This is a genomic window from Algoriphagus sp. 10J20-15, assembly GCF_055809615.1.
Map to the genome: position 1 here is coordinate 218,567 of NZ_JBVVUG010000032.1, position 15,125 is coordinate 233,691.

15 protein-coding genes are annotated in these 15,125 nt (G+C 40.9%); 6 read left to right on the forward strand and 9 right to left on the reverse strand.

Translation table 11 applies throughout. The features are described from left to right. Nucleotides 1–3 precede the first annotated feature (3 nt). The 6 genes from AC0L6R_RS13225 to AC0L6R_RS13250 all read left to right on the forward strand — a co-directional run bounded on the left by AC0L6R_RS13225 (nt 4) and on the right by AC0L6R_RS13250 (nt 4,699). Nucleotides 4–1,221, forward strand: a complete 1,218-nt coding sequence (locus AC0L6R_RS13225) for an NADH:ubiquinone reductase (Na(+)-transporting) subunit B (RefSeq protein WP_473271611.1) — start codon at nt 4–6, stop codon at nt 1,219–1,221. Continuing rightward, nucleotides 1,208–1,972 (forward strand): NADH:ubiquinone reductase (Na(+)-transporting) subunit C, encoded by a 765-nt coding sequence (gene nqrC, locus AC0L6R_RS13230; RefSeq protein ID WP_283414662.1) that lies wholly within the window; start codon nt 1,208–1,210, stop codon nt 1,970–1,972. The genes AC0L6R_RS13225 and nqrC overlap by 14 nt, the downstream gene beginning before the upstream one ends. A gap of 30 nt (nt 1,973–2,002) precedes the next feature. Beyond that, nucleotides 2,003–2,674 (forward strand): NADH:ubiquinone reductase (Na(+)-transporting) subunit D, encoded by a 672-nt coding sequence (locus tag AC0L6R_RS13235; protein WP_283414661.1) that lies wholly within the window; start codon nt 2,003–2,005, stop codon nt 2,672–2,674. A gap of 14 nt (nt 2,675–2,688) precedes the next feature. After that, on the forward strand, nt 2,689–3,300 hold the full coding sequence (gene nqrE, locus AC0L6R_RS13240) for an NADH:ubiquinone reductase (Na(+)-transporting) subunit E (RefSeq protein ID WP_283414660.1): 612 nt from the start codon (nt 2,689–2,691) through the stop codon (nt 3,298–3,300). Between the two features lie 130 nt (nt 3,301–3,430). Continuing rightward, nucleotides 3,431–4,060, forward strand: a complete 630-nt coding sequence (locus AC0L6R_RS13245) for a 3-keto-disaccharide hydrolase (RefSeq protein ID WP_473271612.1) — start codon at nt 3,431–3,433, stop codon at nt 4,058–4,060. A gap of 84 nt (nt 4,061–4,144) precedes the next feature. After that, the gene (locus tag AC0L6R_RS13250) at nt 4,145–4,699 is read left to right on the forward strand and encodes a DUF502 domain-containing protein (protein ID WP_473271640.1); all 555 of its coding nucleotides are present in this window, start codon (nt 4,145–4,147) and stop codon (nt 4,697–4,699) included. 51 nt (nt 4,700–4,750) lie between these two features. Here AC0L6R_RS13250 and selD read toward each other — a convergent pair whose 3' ends face one another. The 9 genes from selD to AC0L6R_RS13295 all read right to left on the reverse strand — a co-directional run bounded on the left by selD (nt 4,751) and on the right by AC0L6R_RS13295 (nt 15,091). Next, entirely contained in the window at nt 4,751–5,794 is a 1,044-nt protein-coding gene (selD, locus tag AC0L6R_RS13255; RefSeq protein ID WP_473271613.1) for a selenide, water dikinase SelD, read from the reverse strand. Continuing rightward, a complete protein-coding gene (gene mnmH, locus AC0L6R_RS13260; protein WP_473271614.1) occupies nt 5,766–6,821 on the reverse strand; it encodes a tRNA 2-selenouridine(34) synthase MnmH in 1,056 nt (351 codons plus the stop codon). The genes selD and mnmH overlap by 29 nt, the downstream gene beginning before the upstream one ends. A gap of 66 nt (nt 6,822–6,887) precedes the next feature. After that, the gene (gene trxA / locus AC0L6R_RS13265; RefSeq protein ID WP_111612532.1) at nt 6,888–7,208 is read right to left on the reverse strand and encodes a thioredoxin; all 321 of its coding nucleotides are present in this window, start codon (nt 7,206–7,208) and stop codon (nt 6,888–6,890) included. Nucleotides 7,209–7,336: 128 nt separating this feature from the next. Beyond that, nucleotides 7,337–8,110 carry a hypothetical protein gene (locus AC0L6R_RS13270; protein ID WP_473271615.1) on the reverse strand — a complete coding sequence of 258 codons (774 nt, stop codon included), beginning with the start codon at nt 8,108–8,110 and terminating at the stop codon, nt 7,337–7,339. Nucleotides 8,111–8,200: 90 nt separating this feature from the next. Then, a complete protein-coding gene (gene dnaE, locus AC0L6R_RS13275) occupies nt 8,201–12,487 on the reverse strand; it encodes a DNA polymerase III subunit alpha (RefSeq protein WP_283414655.1) in 4,287 nt (1,428 codons plus the stop codon). 220 nt (nt 12,488–12,707) lie between these two features. After that, nucleotides 12,708–13,352 carry a 16S rRNA (guanine(527)-N(7))-methyltransferase RsmG gene (gene rsmG, locus AC0L6R_RS13280; RefSeq protein ID WP_283414654.1) on the reverse strand — a complete coding sequence of 215 codons (645 nt, stop codon included), beginning with the start codon at nt 13,350–13,352 and terminating at the stop codon, nt 12,708–12,710. Beyond that, nucleotides 13,352–13,963, reverse strand: coding sequence for an RNA polymerase sigma factor (locus tag AC0L6R_RS13285; protein WP_283414653.1), 612 nt, complete (start codon nt 13,961–13,963; stop codon nt 13,352–13,354). Before AC0L6R_RS13285 ends, rsmG begins: the two co-directional genes overlap by 1 nt. Continuing rightward, nucleotides 13,954–14,448 carry a hypothetical protein gene (locus tag AC0L6R_RS13290; RefSeq protein ID WP_473271617.1) on the reverse strand — a complete coding sequence of 165 codons (495 nt, stop codon included), beginning with the start codon at nt 14,446–14,448 and terminating at the stop codon, nt 13,954–13,956. Before AC0L6R_RS13290 ends, AC0L6R_RS13285 begins: the two co-directional genes overlap by 10 nt. A 25-nt stretch (nt 14,449–14,473) precedes the next feature. Then, on the reverse strand, nt 14,474–15,091 hold the full coding sequence (locus AC0L6R_RS13295) for a glycosyltransferase (RefSeq protein WP_473271618.1): 618 nt from the start codon (nt 15,089–15,091) through the stop codon (nt 14,474–14,476). Nucleotides 15,092–15,125 lie beyond the last annotated feature (34 nt).

Consider the following 15,125-nt stretch of genomic DNA (forward strand, 5'->3'; position numbering starts at 1 on the left):
CATATGAAGTTTCTAAGAGATTTATTGGACAAGCAGAAGCCACTTTTCGAAAAAGGTGGCAAGCTTGAAAGTCTATATTACGCGTTTGAAGCAGGGGAGACATTTATGTTCAGCCCTAAGCATACTACCGGCATCAAAGGTGCTCAGGTAAAAGATGCTATTGATTTGAAGCGAATGATGATCACAGTGGTAATTGCTATGATTCCTTGTTTGCTTTTTGGTATGTACAATACTGGTCATCAGCATTTACTCGCAACTGGCGGAACAGCCGGTTTGTGGGAGAATTTTGGTGAGAAGTTAGGCATTGGAGCAATGCTCGTGCTTCCTCTTGTTTTAGTAGCCTATACAGCCGGTGGTGTTGTAGAAGCAGTTTTCGCAATCGTGCGTAAGCACCCGATCAACGAAGGCTTCCTGGGAACAGGGATGCTTATTCCTTTGGTAGTGCCTGCTACTACTCCTTTGTGGCAAGTAGCTTTAGCTACTGTATTTGCAGTAGTGATTGCAAAGGAAGTATTCGGTGGTACTGGTATGAATGTGTTAAACGTAGCCATGACAGCAAGAGCGTTTTTGTATTTTGCTTACCCGGCACAGATTTCTGGTGACCAGGTTTGGACTTACTTAGGTGATAAGATGCCAGTTGATGGTTTCTCAGGAGCTACTGCTCTTTCAGTAGTTTACAATGCAGGCGTAGAAGGAACCCAGTCAGCAGTAGAGGCTTTAGCTGCCCATAATACAGTTTTGGGATCAGGATTATATGAATTTGCAAATCTATTTATGGGTTGGATTCCTGGCTTCATCGGTGAGACATCTACTTTGATGGCTTTGGTTGGCGCGGCGATTTTAATTGCTACTGGCGTTGCTAGCTGGAAGATTATCTTCTCAGGATTTGCAGGAGCATACATCATGGGCTTTGTGATGAATCTATTTGCAGTAAATGAATACATGGCTTTACCTCCTCAGTACCACTGGGTGATGGGTGGTTTAGCCTTTGGAATTGTCTTTATGGCAACTGATCCAGTATCTGCCGCTCAGACAGAAACGGGTAAATGGATATACGGTTTATTGATCGGATTCCTGACTGTGATCATTCGAGTGACTAACCCAGCTTATCCTGAGGGAATTATGCTAGCGGTTCTATTCATGAACGTGTTCGCTCCACTGATCGATTATTATGTAGTTAAGGCAAATAAAACAAGGAGGTTACAACGTGCAACAGTCTAATACTTATATTATTACGTTCTCCGTCATCTTGACGGTGGTTCTAGGATTACTTCTTTCAGGGACTTCTCAAGTTTTGGGTCCAATGCAAAAAGAAGCAATTGCTTTAGATAACAAAAAGCAAATCTTGGGTGCAGTTATATCTGGAGAAGAGATTGCTGCCATGACTCCTCAGGAGGTGAATGACTACTATAATAGCAGAATTGCTTCCGTTGTAGTAGATCTAAGTGGCAAAGAAGTTACTGAGCGTGAAGGAGTAGCTGTCACTGCAGAAACTGTGGATATCGCTAAGAACTATAAAAAGCCAGCAGAAGAAAGACTATACCCAGTGTATATTTATCATGCAGAGGGAAGTCCTGAAGCAGCTGAGAATTATATTTTACCTCTTTACGGAGCAGGTCTTTGGGATGCAATCTGGGGATATGTGGCTTTAGAAACAGATATGAACACAGTGGGTGGGATTACTTTGGCTCACGCTGGCGAGACTCCAGGTCTTGGTGCTAGAATCACTGAGCCAGGTGTTCAACAGAGATATGAAGGCAAGACTATTTACAATGAATCAGGAGAGTTAGTAGCAGTGGAGATGCAAAAAGGGGAAGGCAAAGACTATTCTGATGATCCTCATCAGGTGGACGGTATGTCTGGAGCTACGATTACTGCTAAAGGAGTTAATAATATGCTTAAGAATTACTTGGGCTACTATGAAGCCTACATTGAAAATAAGAAGTCTTCTTCATCTGTAGCAACACTATAATCGAACTATTCAACTCAATAATTATTAAATATGAGTGCTGAAACTATAGAAAAAAAGCCTGCAGAGGCATTACTCTCCAAGCGCAGGAAAAAACTGGTAACTGATCCTTTGATTGATGACAACCCAGTGACCATTCAGGTACTTGGCATTTGTTCTGCTCTTGCAGTTACGACGCAAATGAAACCTACACTGGTTATGGCTATTGCGGTTATCTTCGTAATTGTGATGTCAAATTTTTTGATTTCTCTTATGAGAAATACTATTCCTAGCCGAGTTAGGATTATCGTACAGCTTGCAGTAGTAGCTACCTTGGTAACTTTAGTGAATGAGGTATTGAAAGCTTTTGCATATGATATGTACAAAGAACTATCCGTATTCGTTGGTTTGATCATTACCAATTGTATAGTAATGGGTCGTTTAGAAGCTTTCGCTTTGGGTAATAAACCATATGATTCCATTCTTGATGGATTTGGGTCTGCTCTAGGATACTCTTGGATTATCTTGACTGTAGCATTCTTTAGAGAACTGCTAGGATCAGGTGCTGTTTTTGGAATTCCTATTTACGACTATATATCCGGCTTATTTGGTCCTGACTTCCAACTGGCAACAAATGGCCTCATGGTCTCTCCTGTAGGGGCATTTATGGTATTGGGATTATTGATTTGGGTACAGCGTACCAAAACTGGATATGTTGAACACTAAAACCAACTGAAGAAATGGATTTATTTAATTTAGGTATTCGGTCGATCTTTATCGACAATATGATTTTCGCTTACTTCCTTGGGATGTGTTCCTTCTTAGCAGTTTCCAAGAAAGTAACTACTGCAATTGGTCTTGGTGCAGCAGTAATATTTGTATTGACTGTGACTGTACCGGTGAACTGGTTGTTGAATGAATATGTACTGAAAGAAGGCGCTTTATCTTGGGTAAATGCAGGATTAGCAGACATAGATCTCTCCTTTCTAAGATTCATCATGTTTATTGCGATTATCGCAGCGATGGTTCAATTGGTGGAAATGGTGGTTGAGAAATTTGCTCCAGCTCTTTACGGTGCTTTGGGTATATTTCTGCCTTTGATCGCAGTAAATTGTGCTATCCTAGGTGGTTCTCTTTTCATGGCACAACGTGATTATACGCTTGCAGAATCTGCTGTTTATGGTTTTGGATCTGGTACTGGATTTTGCCTTGCTATTGTGGCCTTGGCTGCGATTCGTGAGAAATTAAAATATTCACATGTTCCAAATGGCTTGAAAGGATTGGGTATAACAATGCTTCTAACTGGATTGATGGGAATCGCGTTTATGTCCTTTATGGGAATCGATTTGTAATCAGGTTCTTGCTCAAATATTCAAAAGCTCCGAGATACTATCTCGGAGCTTTTGTTTTTAGCGGTGTTTGATTTTGTCTAATAGCTCGTAACTTTTACCTTTAATTTACTATTCAAGAACCCTGACTCTTATGAAAACCCTATTGGCATTGTGCTGCTTTGTAGCACTTTCATTTTCTGCTACCGCACAAAGCGGAGACTGGATTGAGCTATTCAATGGCGAAAATCTGGACGGCTGGAAAATATCAGAAAACTCTAAATCTTTTCAAGTGGAAGATGGAGTAATTAAAGTGGCTGGACCACGAGGTCATGCTTTCTATAATGGAGAAGTAGCAAATCATGACTTCAACAACTTTGAAGTAATTGCAGAAGTAAAGACTATGCCAGGAGCCAACTCCGGTATTTTTATCCATACCCAATACCAAGAAGATGGCTGGCCAAATGTAGGCTATGAAATCCAAGTGAATCAAAGCCATACTGACTGGAGAAAAACAGGTAGTGTGTATTCTTTCCAAGATGTAAAAGATGTCTATGTAAAAGACGGAGAGTGGTACACTGAGCATATCATCGTACAAGGAGATGTAGTAACTGTAAAAATAAACGGTGAAACAGTCAATGTATATGACCAATCCAAAGATGAAAACCGTAAAGGTGATCTAGGTACCAAAAAAGTTGATCATGGAACCATCGCACTTCAAGCACACGATCCTAAATCTGTGATTTATTATAAAAGTGTGAAAGTGAAATTGCTTCCAGACTGATCTAAAGAAATTTAAGCGGAAGCTATCTTCCAGTTTAAATCCTGATTATTATTGAGTAATAATCAGGATTTTCATTTTACCACCATGGCATTTACTTACAAACGCATCATTTCTTATTTTCTTCGGGGCTTGCTATTCATCACTCCGGTGGCAGTGACGCTTTATATAATTTTCCAAACTATCCTTTTTCTGGACAACTTGATTCCAGTACCCCTGCCGGGAATTGGTATTTTGATGGTTTTGGCATTGATTACTTTTGTAGGCTATCTGGCAAGCCTATTCTTTGCTCAACCTATTTTTGATTGGTTTGAGAGAGGCCTGATCAAGATCCCTTTGGTGAATTTGATCTACACCAGTATCAAAGATTTGATGGGAGCTTTTGTAGGTGACAAAAAGAAGTTTTCCTCACCTGTCAAAGTGCAGCTGAGCGATACGCTTATCCGTTTGGGTTTTATTACCCAGGAAGATATGTCCATCGTGGGTGAGCCTGATATGGTATCTGTTTATTTCCCTCACAGCTACAATGTCTCTGGGAATGTATTATTGGTACCAAAAGATAAGGTGACTCCGCTAATAGGCGTGAAAAGCTCTGATGTGATGAAGTTTATGGTAAGTGGGGGAGTTTCGCCATTAATTTAATAATCAGAGGAGCTAAGAAAAGAGCCTGTGGATTCCAAAGGCTCTAATGTCCTACTGCAAAACTTCCACCACTTGCTCATATCTTTCTGTGAATCTGCCAATCTCCCAGATCACCTGATTTTGGAGCTTCATTGCTTCTTCAAACCAATCCTTATTATCTGGATCTACAGCAACCATTAATCCGCCGCTAGTTTGTGGGTCGCAAAGTTTGACCAAGTCCATTCCGACTACTCCTTTTGTTTTGGCGCTGTAGGCATTCCAATTACGGTAGGTATTATCAGGGAAAATAAACTGATTGATGTATTCCTGTACCCCAGCTATCATTGGGAGTTTATGGAGATCTATTTCAGCTGAAAGGCCTGATCCCTCACACATTTCTATCAAATGCCCAAGCAATCCGAATCCTGTGACGTCCGTCATGGCATGGACCTCCTCATGATTTCCAATGATTTCACCAATAGAATTCAATCTACAAGCGGTATCAAGTAAGCTCAGGTAATCTTTATCAGATATCTTCTGACGCTTAAGCGCTGTAGCCAATACGCCTACTCCCAGCGGTTTCGTGAGGTAAATGATATCGCCAATTTTAGCGCCTTGGTTCTTTTTGATTTTATGCGGATGAACAATTCCGTTCACTGAAAGGCCAAAAATAGGATCCTTAGCAGCAATGGAATGTCCGCCTGCCAATTCAATTCCAGCAGCTTTGCAAATAGATTTTGCTCCTTCCATTACCTTGGCTGCGAGTTCAGGCGCAAGTTTTTCCACAGGCCAACTTAGAATGGCATTCGCGAAAATTGGCTTACCACCCATGGCGTAGACATCTGAAAGTGCATTTGCAGCAGCTATTCTACCAAAGTCAAAAGGATCATCTACGATAGGAGTAAAAAAGTCAACCGTATTGATCACCGCCAAATCTTCCGAAACCTGGTAAACGGCAGCATCATCCTTTCCTGAATTTCCTACCAATAAATTAGGGTCAGATTGCGTGAAGGAGCCACTTGAACTTAAGATTTGGTCTAAAATGGCTGGTGCGATTTTACAACCACAGCCTGAGCCTTCACTCCATTCAGTTAGTCGGGTTGGTGTATTTTCCATGAAATTGGGATTTTGCTTCAAGTAGTTTTTTGGTGGATGTGTCCTCGTCGATTCCTGATAGGTCTAATTGGATCGTTTTCCCGTCAGCGTGCTTATCCAGATCAAAGGAATAAGCCTTATCATAGTAGATTAGCATGTTTGCGATCCAAGCTTCATGATTTCCTTCTACAATTGCTTGTATTGCTTCTGAAGTCCGTAATCCCCCGAGGCGTTTTTTGATCCGTAAAACTGCGAGAATTAACTCGTCCTGAGGTAAACTTCCGTATTCTTCTACGATCAAATTGATTCGTTCTTGATCAGTCTTATAAATATCGATCAGGGGTGATGCTAGCATTTGGTGGTAGAAATTGTCCGGAAGAATCAATCTTCCGATTTTCCGGCTTTCATTTTCCACCCAACTTGGTTTCTTAGGGTCAAGCTTTTGTAAAGTTTCAGCAAATATGTTCTCAAATTGCTCCACCGTGGGCTGAGCAGGTTGGCCTATAGCACCAAATGAGGATCCTTTATGGTTAGCGAGCCCTTCCAAATCGATAGTTTGCTCTCCAGATTCCTGAAGTTTTTTAAGTAGTCGGGTTTTACCCGTTCCTGTTTTTCCACCCAAAACTATTAGGTTCCAGTCTTTTCTAACCATATCAAAACTGAACGTTCTATAAGTTTTATAGCCACCTCTTAAGCGGAAAATCTCAAAACCTATCATAGTTAGTAGCCAAGCAAGAATATGACTTCTCATTCCACCACGCCAGCAGTAGATGATGATTTTTTTCTCAGGAAAGCGTTTAAGGACGTCTTTTAGGATTAAATGAAACCTAGGCCCAACTAATTCAAATCCTTTGATAGTGGCTTCTTCGGGGCCTCGTTCTTTGTAAAGCGTGCCGACTTGAATTCGCTCAGTATTATTCAGGATTGGGATGTTAAAAGAGCCTGGTATATGGCTTTGATCAAATTCTTTTTCGCTACGGGCATCGATCACTGGAATCTGATCTCTCAAACTCCAAAACTCATCTAAAGAAATTAATTGCTCCGCCATAAAGTTTGAAGATAAAAAAAGCCGCAAGGAATTCCTTGCGGCTCTGACTGTAATATAGTCAACTAATTAAAGTTGAGCATCTAGTTTTTGAGATAAAACAGATTTTGGAACTGCTCCAACCTGCTTGTCTACGATTTCTCCACCTTTGAAGAATAGGAGTGTTGGGATAGATCTGATTCCGAACGCTTGAGCTACACCTGGATTTGCATCCACGTCTACTTTACCTACGACAGCTTTGCCATCATAATCTCCAGCTAGTTCTTCCACCACTGGACCGATCATTTTACAAGGTCCGCACCACTCAGCCCAAAAATCCACTAGGATTGGCTGCTCAGATTTGATGATTTCTTCAAAGTTTGCGTCAGTAATTTCTATTGCTTTTGACATTGTATGTTTGGTTTTTGATTTCTAAATTTCAAATATATGTGCAAAAGCCAATAGCGTATTAATAAGTTCCGAGGGAGTTGATTTTTTTGTCTATAGGGAATTGAGAAAAGTTATGAGGCTCTTATTGTTTAGTAATATTCGAACATCTTTTTTTCTGTCGGGGTGGTTCCAAAATTTAAGTCATTAGTAATCTCTTCTATTAGTTTTCCTTCGGCATTATAATCGTATTCAAATGCGGGTCTGTAATTGGGGCCTAAAATTTTGAGGGATTTCGACACGAGCAAGCCTTTATCGTTATAATCGTATTTATACTGATAGAAAGGTCCAGTCATTCCCGTCTGAGAATAATTTTCACCTGTAATTAATTCTGAATTTTCAGATTCATATAGATACTCATGCAAGTCGAAGTTGATTTCAGTTCCTCTCCTGTAAGTAGAAAGCCTGCCCAGTTCATCGAAAATGTATCTTGAATACTGTTCAAAAACCCCTTCTTTCTCTCTTATGACATCAATTTTTCTGCTCTCGTTTTCATAGTAGCTCTGAAAATTATAGCGAAAAGCAAAACCCGATGGTGTTGGGATATAAACACTGGTCTTATCGAGCTTTCCATTTGCTAAATATGTGTTTAACTCAATTAAGGTAGTATCTCCATTTTGTATTCGTACTTTCAAAAGCTCCCGATCTAGGGTGTCATAATAGTAGTCTGTCCTAGATTGTAATGTCTCTGGACCATAATAAAAGAATTCGCTTCTTAGTTTTCCTGCTGGCGTTACTAAGGTTCCTTCTAGCACTTGATGAAGTCTCAATACATTTTCATCGAGAATTTCTGGTATTAGAGGAGGCTCTGTACTTTCACAAGAAATCAATATTCCAACTGCGAGAACATATAGTAGATTCTTCATTGGTATGACGTTTGATCTGCAAATAACTAATTGAATTTAAGAGAAATAACTTAAAAACTAATTTCCTGTTCTTGCAAATTTTTTGAAAACTTAAACCACCTTATACATCACCTCAGGAATTTGTTTCAGCTCATTGATCATTTCTGCACATGGATCGATAGAAAATCTCTTTGAAAATAGCTCTAACGCTAAATTTTCTTTCCGGTCAACCACATCAAAATACAACTTGGCATCACCTTTATATTTCTCAGTAATTGCTTCTAGTTTTTCCATAAGATCCAACGTCAAATCGTCCAAGTCAATATTTACCCGAAGGCCTTTGACCATTTTACCGCGGATCTCGTCTAGCAAAGTAATGTTACCAATCTTAAATTCTAGTTCATTTTCGGCCCATCGTTTACCAGCAACAGTTCCGCTGATAAACAAGAACCAGCCAGGCATAAAGTACTCTTTGAATCTCACGTAATCATCTCCAAATAGGAAAAACGTAAAGGCCCCTTGATAATCTTCCAATGTCAGTGTTCCGAAAGGCTTTCCGTTTTTGGTAGTTCGATGTGCAAAAGTCGAAACTGATCCAGCCAATTTGATGTCTGTTCGATTTCTCAAACTTTCCAAGTCATTCAAATCAGGCAAAGAAGCATTAGTGAACGACTCAATTTCCAATCTAAATTGGTCTAGTGGATGACCGGAGATATATAGACCTACCACTTCTTTTTCGATGTTTAATTGCTGCAATTGAGTGAAAGGCTCCATCGGTGCAATAGTAGGAAGCGGTACTTCCATATTTCCTGCACCTCCGCCGAAAAGACTTACCTGATTGCTTTCTTCTTCCTGCTGCACTTTTTGAGCATACTTTGTCGCTTTCTCGATCAAATTCAAATCTCCATCTGCAGCTTCTAAATATTGTCTTCTATGATGCTGTGGAAAACAATCAAACCCACCGGCCATCGCCAAAGCTTCCATGGTTTTCTTATTCAAAGCCTTGGAACTTACCCGCTTTGCAAAGTCAAAGATATTTTTATAAGGGCCATTCTTCTCCCGTTCTTCAATAATCGCATCAACTGCTGCGGAGCCCGCTCCTTTAATTGCAGCCATGCCAAACCGAATTTCTCCAGCCTGGTTTACGGTAAATCCATTTTTGGATTCATTCACATCCGGCCCTAAAACTGGGATTCCGGCACGCTTACATTCCTCCATGAAAAACGTCACCTGAGTGATGTCGTTCATGTTATTACTCAGTACGGAAGCAAGATATTCCGCAGGATAATGAGCTTTTAGATACGCCGTTTGATAAGCGATCCATGCATAGCAAGTTGAGTGGGATTTGTTAAATGCATAGGATGCAAATGCTTCCCAGTCAGTCCAAATCTTTGAAAGTTTCTTTGCATCATGACCTTTTGCAGAAGCCTGCTCGACAAACTTCGGTTTCATTTTGTCGAGTACATCTTTCTGCTTTTTACCCATCGCCTTACGCAAAACATCCGCCTCACCTTTAGTGAATCCAGCAAGTTTTTGGGACAAAAGCATCACTTGCTCTTGGTAAACGGTAATTCCGTATGTTTCCTCCAAGTATTCCTGCATGTCGTCCAGATCATATTCGATCGCTTCAGTTCCATGCTTTCTTTTAATAAAAGAAGGGATATATGCCAAAGGCCCCGGTCTATACAAGGCATTCATAGCAATCAAATCTGCAAAAACCGTAGGTTTTAGTTCCCGCATGTATTTCTGCATTCCGGCAGATTCATACTGGAAAATGCCGACGGTTTCACCACGTTGGAAAAGCTCGTAGGTTTTAGCATCGTCAATTGGGAAATGGTCCGCATCCAACTCGATTCCGTGACGTTCTTTTACAATCCGAACGGCGGTTTTAATCAGTGTCAGCGTTTTTAGACCCAAAAAGTCCATCTTCAACAGTCCTGCAGATTCCACTACGGAGTTATCAAACTGCGTACAAACCATGTCAGAATCCTTCGCTAGTGCTACCGGTACATAATTCGTAATATCTGCGGGCGTAATGATGACACCACAGGCATGGATTCCAAGGTTTCGAACAGAGCCTTCCAGCATAGTTGCCTGATTGATCGTTTTCGCAGAATCATCCTGTCCTTTGGAAATCCGGATCAATTCGTCTGCTTTGGCAATCATTTCACCTTGCCCTTTTAGCTTATCAGAAAGTGCAGCCCGATTTCCAGCTAAACCAAATAACGCTTTTAGCTTGATATCTGGTACCAAACCGGCAAGTCTTCCAGCTTCAGGAAGAGGTAAATTTAAAACTCGTGCTGTATCACGGATGGCGGACTTAGCTGCCATGGTGCCATAGGTGATGATTTGTGCAACTTGGTTGGAACCGTATTTTTTGATTACATAATCGATTACGGAACCCCTACCTTCATCGTCAAAGTCAATATCAATATCGGGAAGTGAGACTCGATCTGGATTTAGGAATCTCTCAAATAGTAGATTGTATGCGATTGGGTCAATGTTGGTGATGCCTGTGCAATAAGCAACGGCTGAACCTGCAGCAGATCCACGACCTGGGCCTACAGACACCCCCATTTTTCTAGCCTCCACAATGAAATCCTGAACAATCAGGAAATATCCGGGATAACCTGTATTCTCAATAGTTGCCAATTCAAAATCCAAGCGTTCTGTTATCTCCGGAGTGATTTCCGCATACCGTTTTTTTGCACCCTCGTAGGTAAGATGTCTTAAAAAAGCATTTTCTCCACGTTTTCCTCCATCGACTTCGTCCTCTGGATGTTTGAATTCATCAGGAATCTCAAAAGCAGGAAGAAGTACTTCTCTGGCTAATTTATAGGTCTCGATTTTCTCGGTAATCTCATTGGTACATTCGATGGCTTCAGGCAAATCCGCGAAGAGCTTTTTCATCTCATCGGGAGTTTTGATGTAGAATTCATCATTTGGGAAGCCATAGCGGAATTCTCTTCCTCGCTTTCCAATGTATTTTTTTGGCTTGTCGTAAAGCTCACCGTCTTTCACACAAAGCAATACATCATGCGCTTTTGCATCAGTTTTCTCACTGTAATAGGAATTGTTTGCTGCAAAATATTTCACGTCATATTTCTTGGCAAATTCCAAGAGCACTTCATTCACTTTCTCCTCTTCTGGTATTCCATGTCTATTGAGCTCCACATAGAAGTCTTCTCCAAACTGCTCTTTCCACCAGACGAAAGCTTCCTCTGCTTGTGTTTCTCCGACATTCAAAATCAAAAAAGGAATCTCTCCCCATAGCCCGCCGGTGGTTGCAATGAGGTCTCCTTTGTATTGAACCAAGAGCTCTTTGTCTATTCTAGGTAGATAGTAAAAGCCTTCGATGTTGGCATAAGAAGCTAGTTTTGCCAGGTTATGATAGCCAGCTTTATTTTTTGCCAAGAGAACAGTTTGATAACCATCATCCTTATTGGATTTGTTTTTTCTGTCTCGACACAGGTTGAATTCGCAACCTAAAATTGGTTTAATGTCTTTGCCTAACGCTTCTTTTACAAAGTGGAAAGCACCCATCATATTTCCGTGATCAGTCAATGCGATGGCTGGCATTCCGAGCTCCTTTGCGCGAGCAATCATGGCCGGAATCTCAGAAGTCGCTTGCAACACAGAATACTGACTGTGCACGTGCAGGTGAGTGAATGGAATGTCCGTTAAATCTGAAATGTCAGCTTTACCTGCTTGCTTTAGCACATCTTTGGCGGCCGCTTTCTGTGCATCTTTTGCTTGCGCAAAGTTTGCTTCTTCTAGCTTTGGAGCTTCGTAGATTACTTCAGCGATGGTAACTCCAGCTTCGGGAGCTTGGACGCCTTGATTAATCAACCCAAAGAAACAGCGTGCAGTAGCATCAACATCATAAGCTGCATCGTGCGCATCACCGAAGCCTTTTCCGAAAAGCTTTTGATGAAGTTCAGTAAGTGTTGGCCACTTGTATTTGCCACCTCTACCGCCAGGAAGTGCACAGAAATCAGTTGATATGTCCTTGGTGTCCAGTTGTTGTGCCGTCAGAGGCATGGTGGCTTCTGCGCGGTAATATTCCGAACCGGTTACATTGACATCAAACTCAACATTGTGTCCAACCAAATATTTGGCTTGCTTCACATCACCTTCAAAAATCCCAAGGATTTGCTTCAGGTCATGACCCTCTGCTAAGGCGCGCTTGGTGGAAATTCCATGGACTTTTTCCGCATTGTAAGGAATGGTAAATCCTTCCGGTCGGATAATGTAATTGTGATTCGAAATCAGATTTCCCTTAGCATCATGCAGTTGCCAAGCGAGCTGGACAAGGCGTGGCCAGTTGTCCACATCGGACATGGGAGCATTGTAATCGCGAGGAAGACCGGTGGTTTCGGTATCAAAAATTAAATACATACAGCTTGGGTATTTGAGACTTCAAATTAGGGCTAATCTCTGAAAGGAGGCAAGCGTACTGGAGGTAATTGTCGGAGAATTAAAAAAAAATATGTACTTAAATCTTAGATCTAAATAAACTATGAGATTGATAAATCACATGATTAAAATAGCTATCGATAGATTTTTTATTTCAGATTTTTGACATCAGAATTCCGATATCAGAAATTCCAAATTCACTCTACCTCTTGTCCTCCCAAGGCATATAAATCACCTTTTTTGTCTCAAAAAATTCTTCTTTGAAGTAGTCTTCCAAGTGATATACCACATAAGATTTACCTAGCTCCTCCATCTCCTCATCCACTTCCCCGCCTTTCAGGTAAAGAATACCATTTGGGTATTCGTTGATATCTTCCTTACGGATTTTGTTTTTCACCCAAGGGTAAAAATTGATCATTCGTGTAACTGCTCGACTGATCACGAAGTCATATTTACGGACAAGCTGCTCCGCTCTAGCTTGCTGAGCTTCCACGTTTGTCAGCTTCAATTGTTTGACTACGTCTTTAACAACGGTAATCTTTTTCCCGATAGAATCTACCAGATGAAAATGAGTCTCAGGAAACATAATCGCCAAAGGAATTCCAGGAAATCCGCCTCCAGTACCAATATCTAATATCTTCGTCCCAGGCTCGAAAGGCATCACTTTCACTATTCCCAAAGAGTGGAGCACATGGTGAATGTAAAATTGCTCCATGTCCTTACGGGAAATCACGTTGATTTTGGAATTCCAATCTTCATAAAGAGCCTGAAGCTGATCAAACTGTGAAAGTTGATATTCTGTAAGATCAGGGAAATAAGATTGGATAAGTTGGGTGCCGGAATTCATTAAATGTGTTTTTGTTTGCCTGCGGCAATTTCGTAAAGTAATTCTCTAGATCTATGAAGTTGTGCCTTCACAGTTCCAAGCGGTTTTTCCAATTCCTGAGCGATTTCCTCATACGAAAGCTCGTCGAAATAGCGAAGCTGTACGAGTTTGCGGTATTTTGCAGGTAATTTATCCACGAAAATTCGAACCATCTCGATCCGTTGGGTACGAATGAATTCATCCTGAGGATTATTATCATCGTCTTCCACATCAATGGTCACGGAATTTCCTCCATCATCAGACATCGTGGTATTCAAACTCATCGTTTTGAGCTTTTTCTTTCGGATGAAGTCAATGGTATTATTCGTTGCGATTCGAAAAAGCCAAGTAGAGAAGGTATAATCTTTCTTGAATCGATGCAGATTTTTAAATGCTTTAGCAAAAGCTTCCATCGTAAGATCTTCCGCGTCGTCAGCATCCCGGATCATTTTCAAGATCATGTAATAAACGGCCTTTTTATAGCGCTTCATCAAGGAGGCATATGCTTGCTGATCTTTGTGATCTACAGCCTGATCAATTAACTCAAAGTCCTCGAGTGCTTTCTTAGAAAAACCGCGTTCATTTATTTCCATTGGATGTCTTTTGCCTGATGGGATATTGTCCCTAAAACCCAAAAATAACCTAAATACAAGAAATCAAGTATCCAGATATTTTTTGGTGGTTTAGTGCCTTGAATCTTTTTCTCAGCTGCTTTGAAAATCAGCGTGAGTAGAATAGACCTCAATAGGATAATACCGAAAACAGCTGAAAAATGTTCCCAGCTTTGGGCTAAACCGAAATAAATAAGCAATCCTATCCCACCAAGCCAGAATAATGCATGTGAAAAGGAGTATAATCCAATCTTTCTCTTGTCTTCGCTCCGATAATATTTGCCCACGTGCAGGTGTCGTTTTTTCTGGGTGAGGTATTCTTTGCGGGTTTCTTTTGGTTTGGAAATCGTATTTGCTTCTGGATCTAAAATTATTGCTGTGTTGCCGCCGCTTGCATACTGATTTAGGAAAAGGTCATCATCTCCACCTTCAATATGCCAAATGCCCTTGAAGGCTTTGACGCTCATGAAAAATTCCTTCCGGTAGCAGAGATTACCTGCCGATTCCCATGAAGGGTCTTTTCCACAAACCGAAAGACATATAGTATAAGGCTGTTAACAAGGTCTCAAATTGAATCCAGTTGTTTAAGAAACCAGGCTTTTGCTCGTATCCTGAAAATCCCACTGCAAATGTTTTGTCTTGATTTCGAACTGGTGCAGTCATTTTTCTGATCCATTGATCGGTTTCTGGAATGCAATCTGCATCGGTCAGAAGTATAACGTCATTTTTGGCGACTTTAATACCTAGTGTAAGTGCATACTTTTTGGCAGTGACATGCGCTGGTGTGTATTTGATCGTAACAGAGCGAAGTTTAGGGTAAATTTCCATCATTTGCTCCAGCAGTCGCTTGGTTCTATCGGAAGATCTATCGTTGACGATCATCACATCGAAAGCAGGATAGTCTTGCTCGAAAAGCTTAGGGATGAGTGTTTTAAGATTTGCGAACTCATTGTGAGCGCAGATTACAACAGTCACTCCTTCCTCGTTTTCATTAACGGAATGCGACTGATTACCATTGTAAAAGGCTGACTTTCCAAAAATAACCAATAGGTAAACTGCTTGGATGAGGATTCCAATTCCGAAGAAAAACCAAAGTAAAAATAGGCCCATAGGTCGCTTTTGCTGAGCAAATATAAAATCAAAT

Excerpts from the sequence above, each read along its gene's own strand:
- AC0L6R_RS13225 (WP_473271611.1), top strand. The coding sequence starts at position 4 with ATGAAGTTTCTAAGAGATTTATTGGACAAGCAGAAGCCACTTTTCGAA.
- AC0L6R_RS13295 (WP_473271618.1), bottom strand. The coding sequence starts at position 15,091 with ATGGGCCTATTTTTACTTTGGTTTTTCTTCGGAATTGGAATCCTCATC.
- trxA (WP_111612532.1), bottom strand. The coding sequence starts at position 7,208 with ATGTCAAAAGCAATAGAAATTACTGACGCAAACTTTGAAGAAATCATC.
- AC0L6R_RS13285 (WP_283414653.1), bottom strand. The coding sequence starts at position 13,963 with ATGGAAATAAATGAACGCGGTTTTTCTAAGAAAGCACTCGAGGACTTT.
- selD (WP_473271613.1), bottom strand. The coding sequence starts at position 5,794 with ATGGAAAATACACCAACCCGACTAACTGAATGGAGTGAAGGCTCAGGC.
- AC0L6R_RS13250 (WP_473271640.1), top strand. The coding sequence starts at position 4,145 with ATGGCATTTACTTACAAACGCATCATTTCTTATTTTCTTCGGGGCTTG.
- AC0L6R_RS13235 (WP_283414661.1), top strand. The coding sequence starts at position 2,003 with ATGAGTGCTGAAACTATAGAAAAAAAGCCTGCAGAGGCATTACTCTCC.
- nqrE (WP_283414660.1), top strand. The coding sequence starts at position 2,689 with ATGGATTTATTTAATTTAGGTATTCGGTCGATCTTTATCGACAATATG.
- AC0L6R_RS13245 (WP_473271612.1), top strand. The coding sequence starts at position 3,431 with ATGAAAACCCTATTGGCATTGTGCTGCTTTGTAGCACTTTCATTTTCT.
- rsmG (WP_283414654.1), bottom strand. The coding sequence starts at position 13,352 with ATGAATTCCGGCACCCAACTTATCCAATCTTATTTCCCTGATCTTACA.
- dnaE (WP_283414655.1), bottom strand. The coding sequence starts at position 12,487 with ATGTATTTAATTTTTGATACCGAAACCACCGGTCTTCCTCGCGATTAC.
- mnmH (WP_473271614.1), bottom strand. The coding sequence starts at position 6,821 with ATGGCGGAGCAATTAATTTCTTTAGATGAGTTTTGGAGTTTGAGAGAT.
- AC0L6R_RS13290 (WP_473271617.1), bottom strand. The coding sequence starts at position 14,448 with ATGAGCGTCAAAGCCTTCAAGGGCATTTGGCATATTGAAGGTGGAGAT.
- AC0L6R_RS13270 (WP_473271615.1), bottom strand. The coding sequence starts at position 8,110 with ATGAAGAATCTACTATATGTTCTCGCAGTTGGAATATTGATTTCTTGT.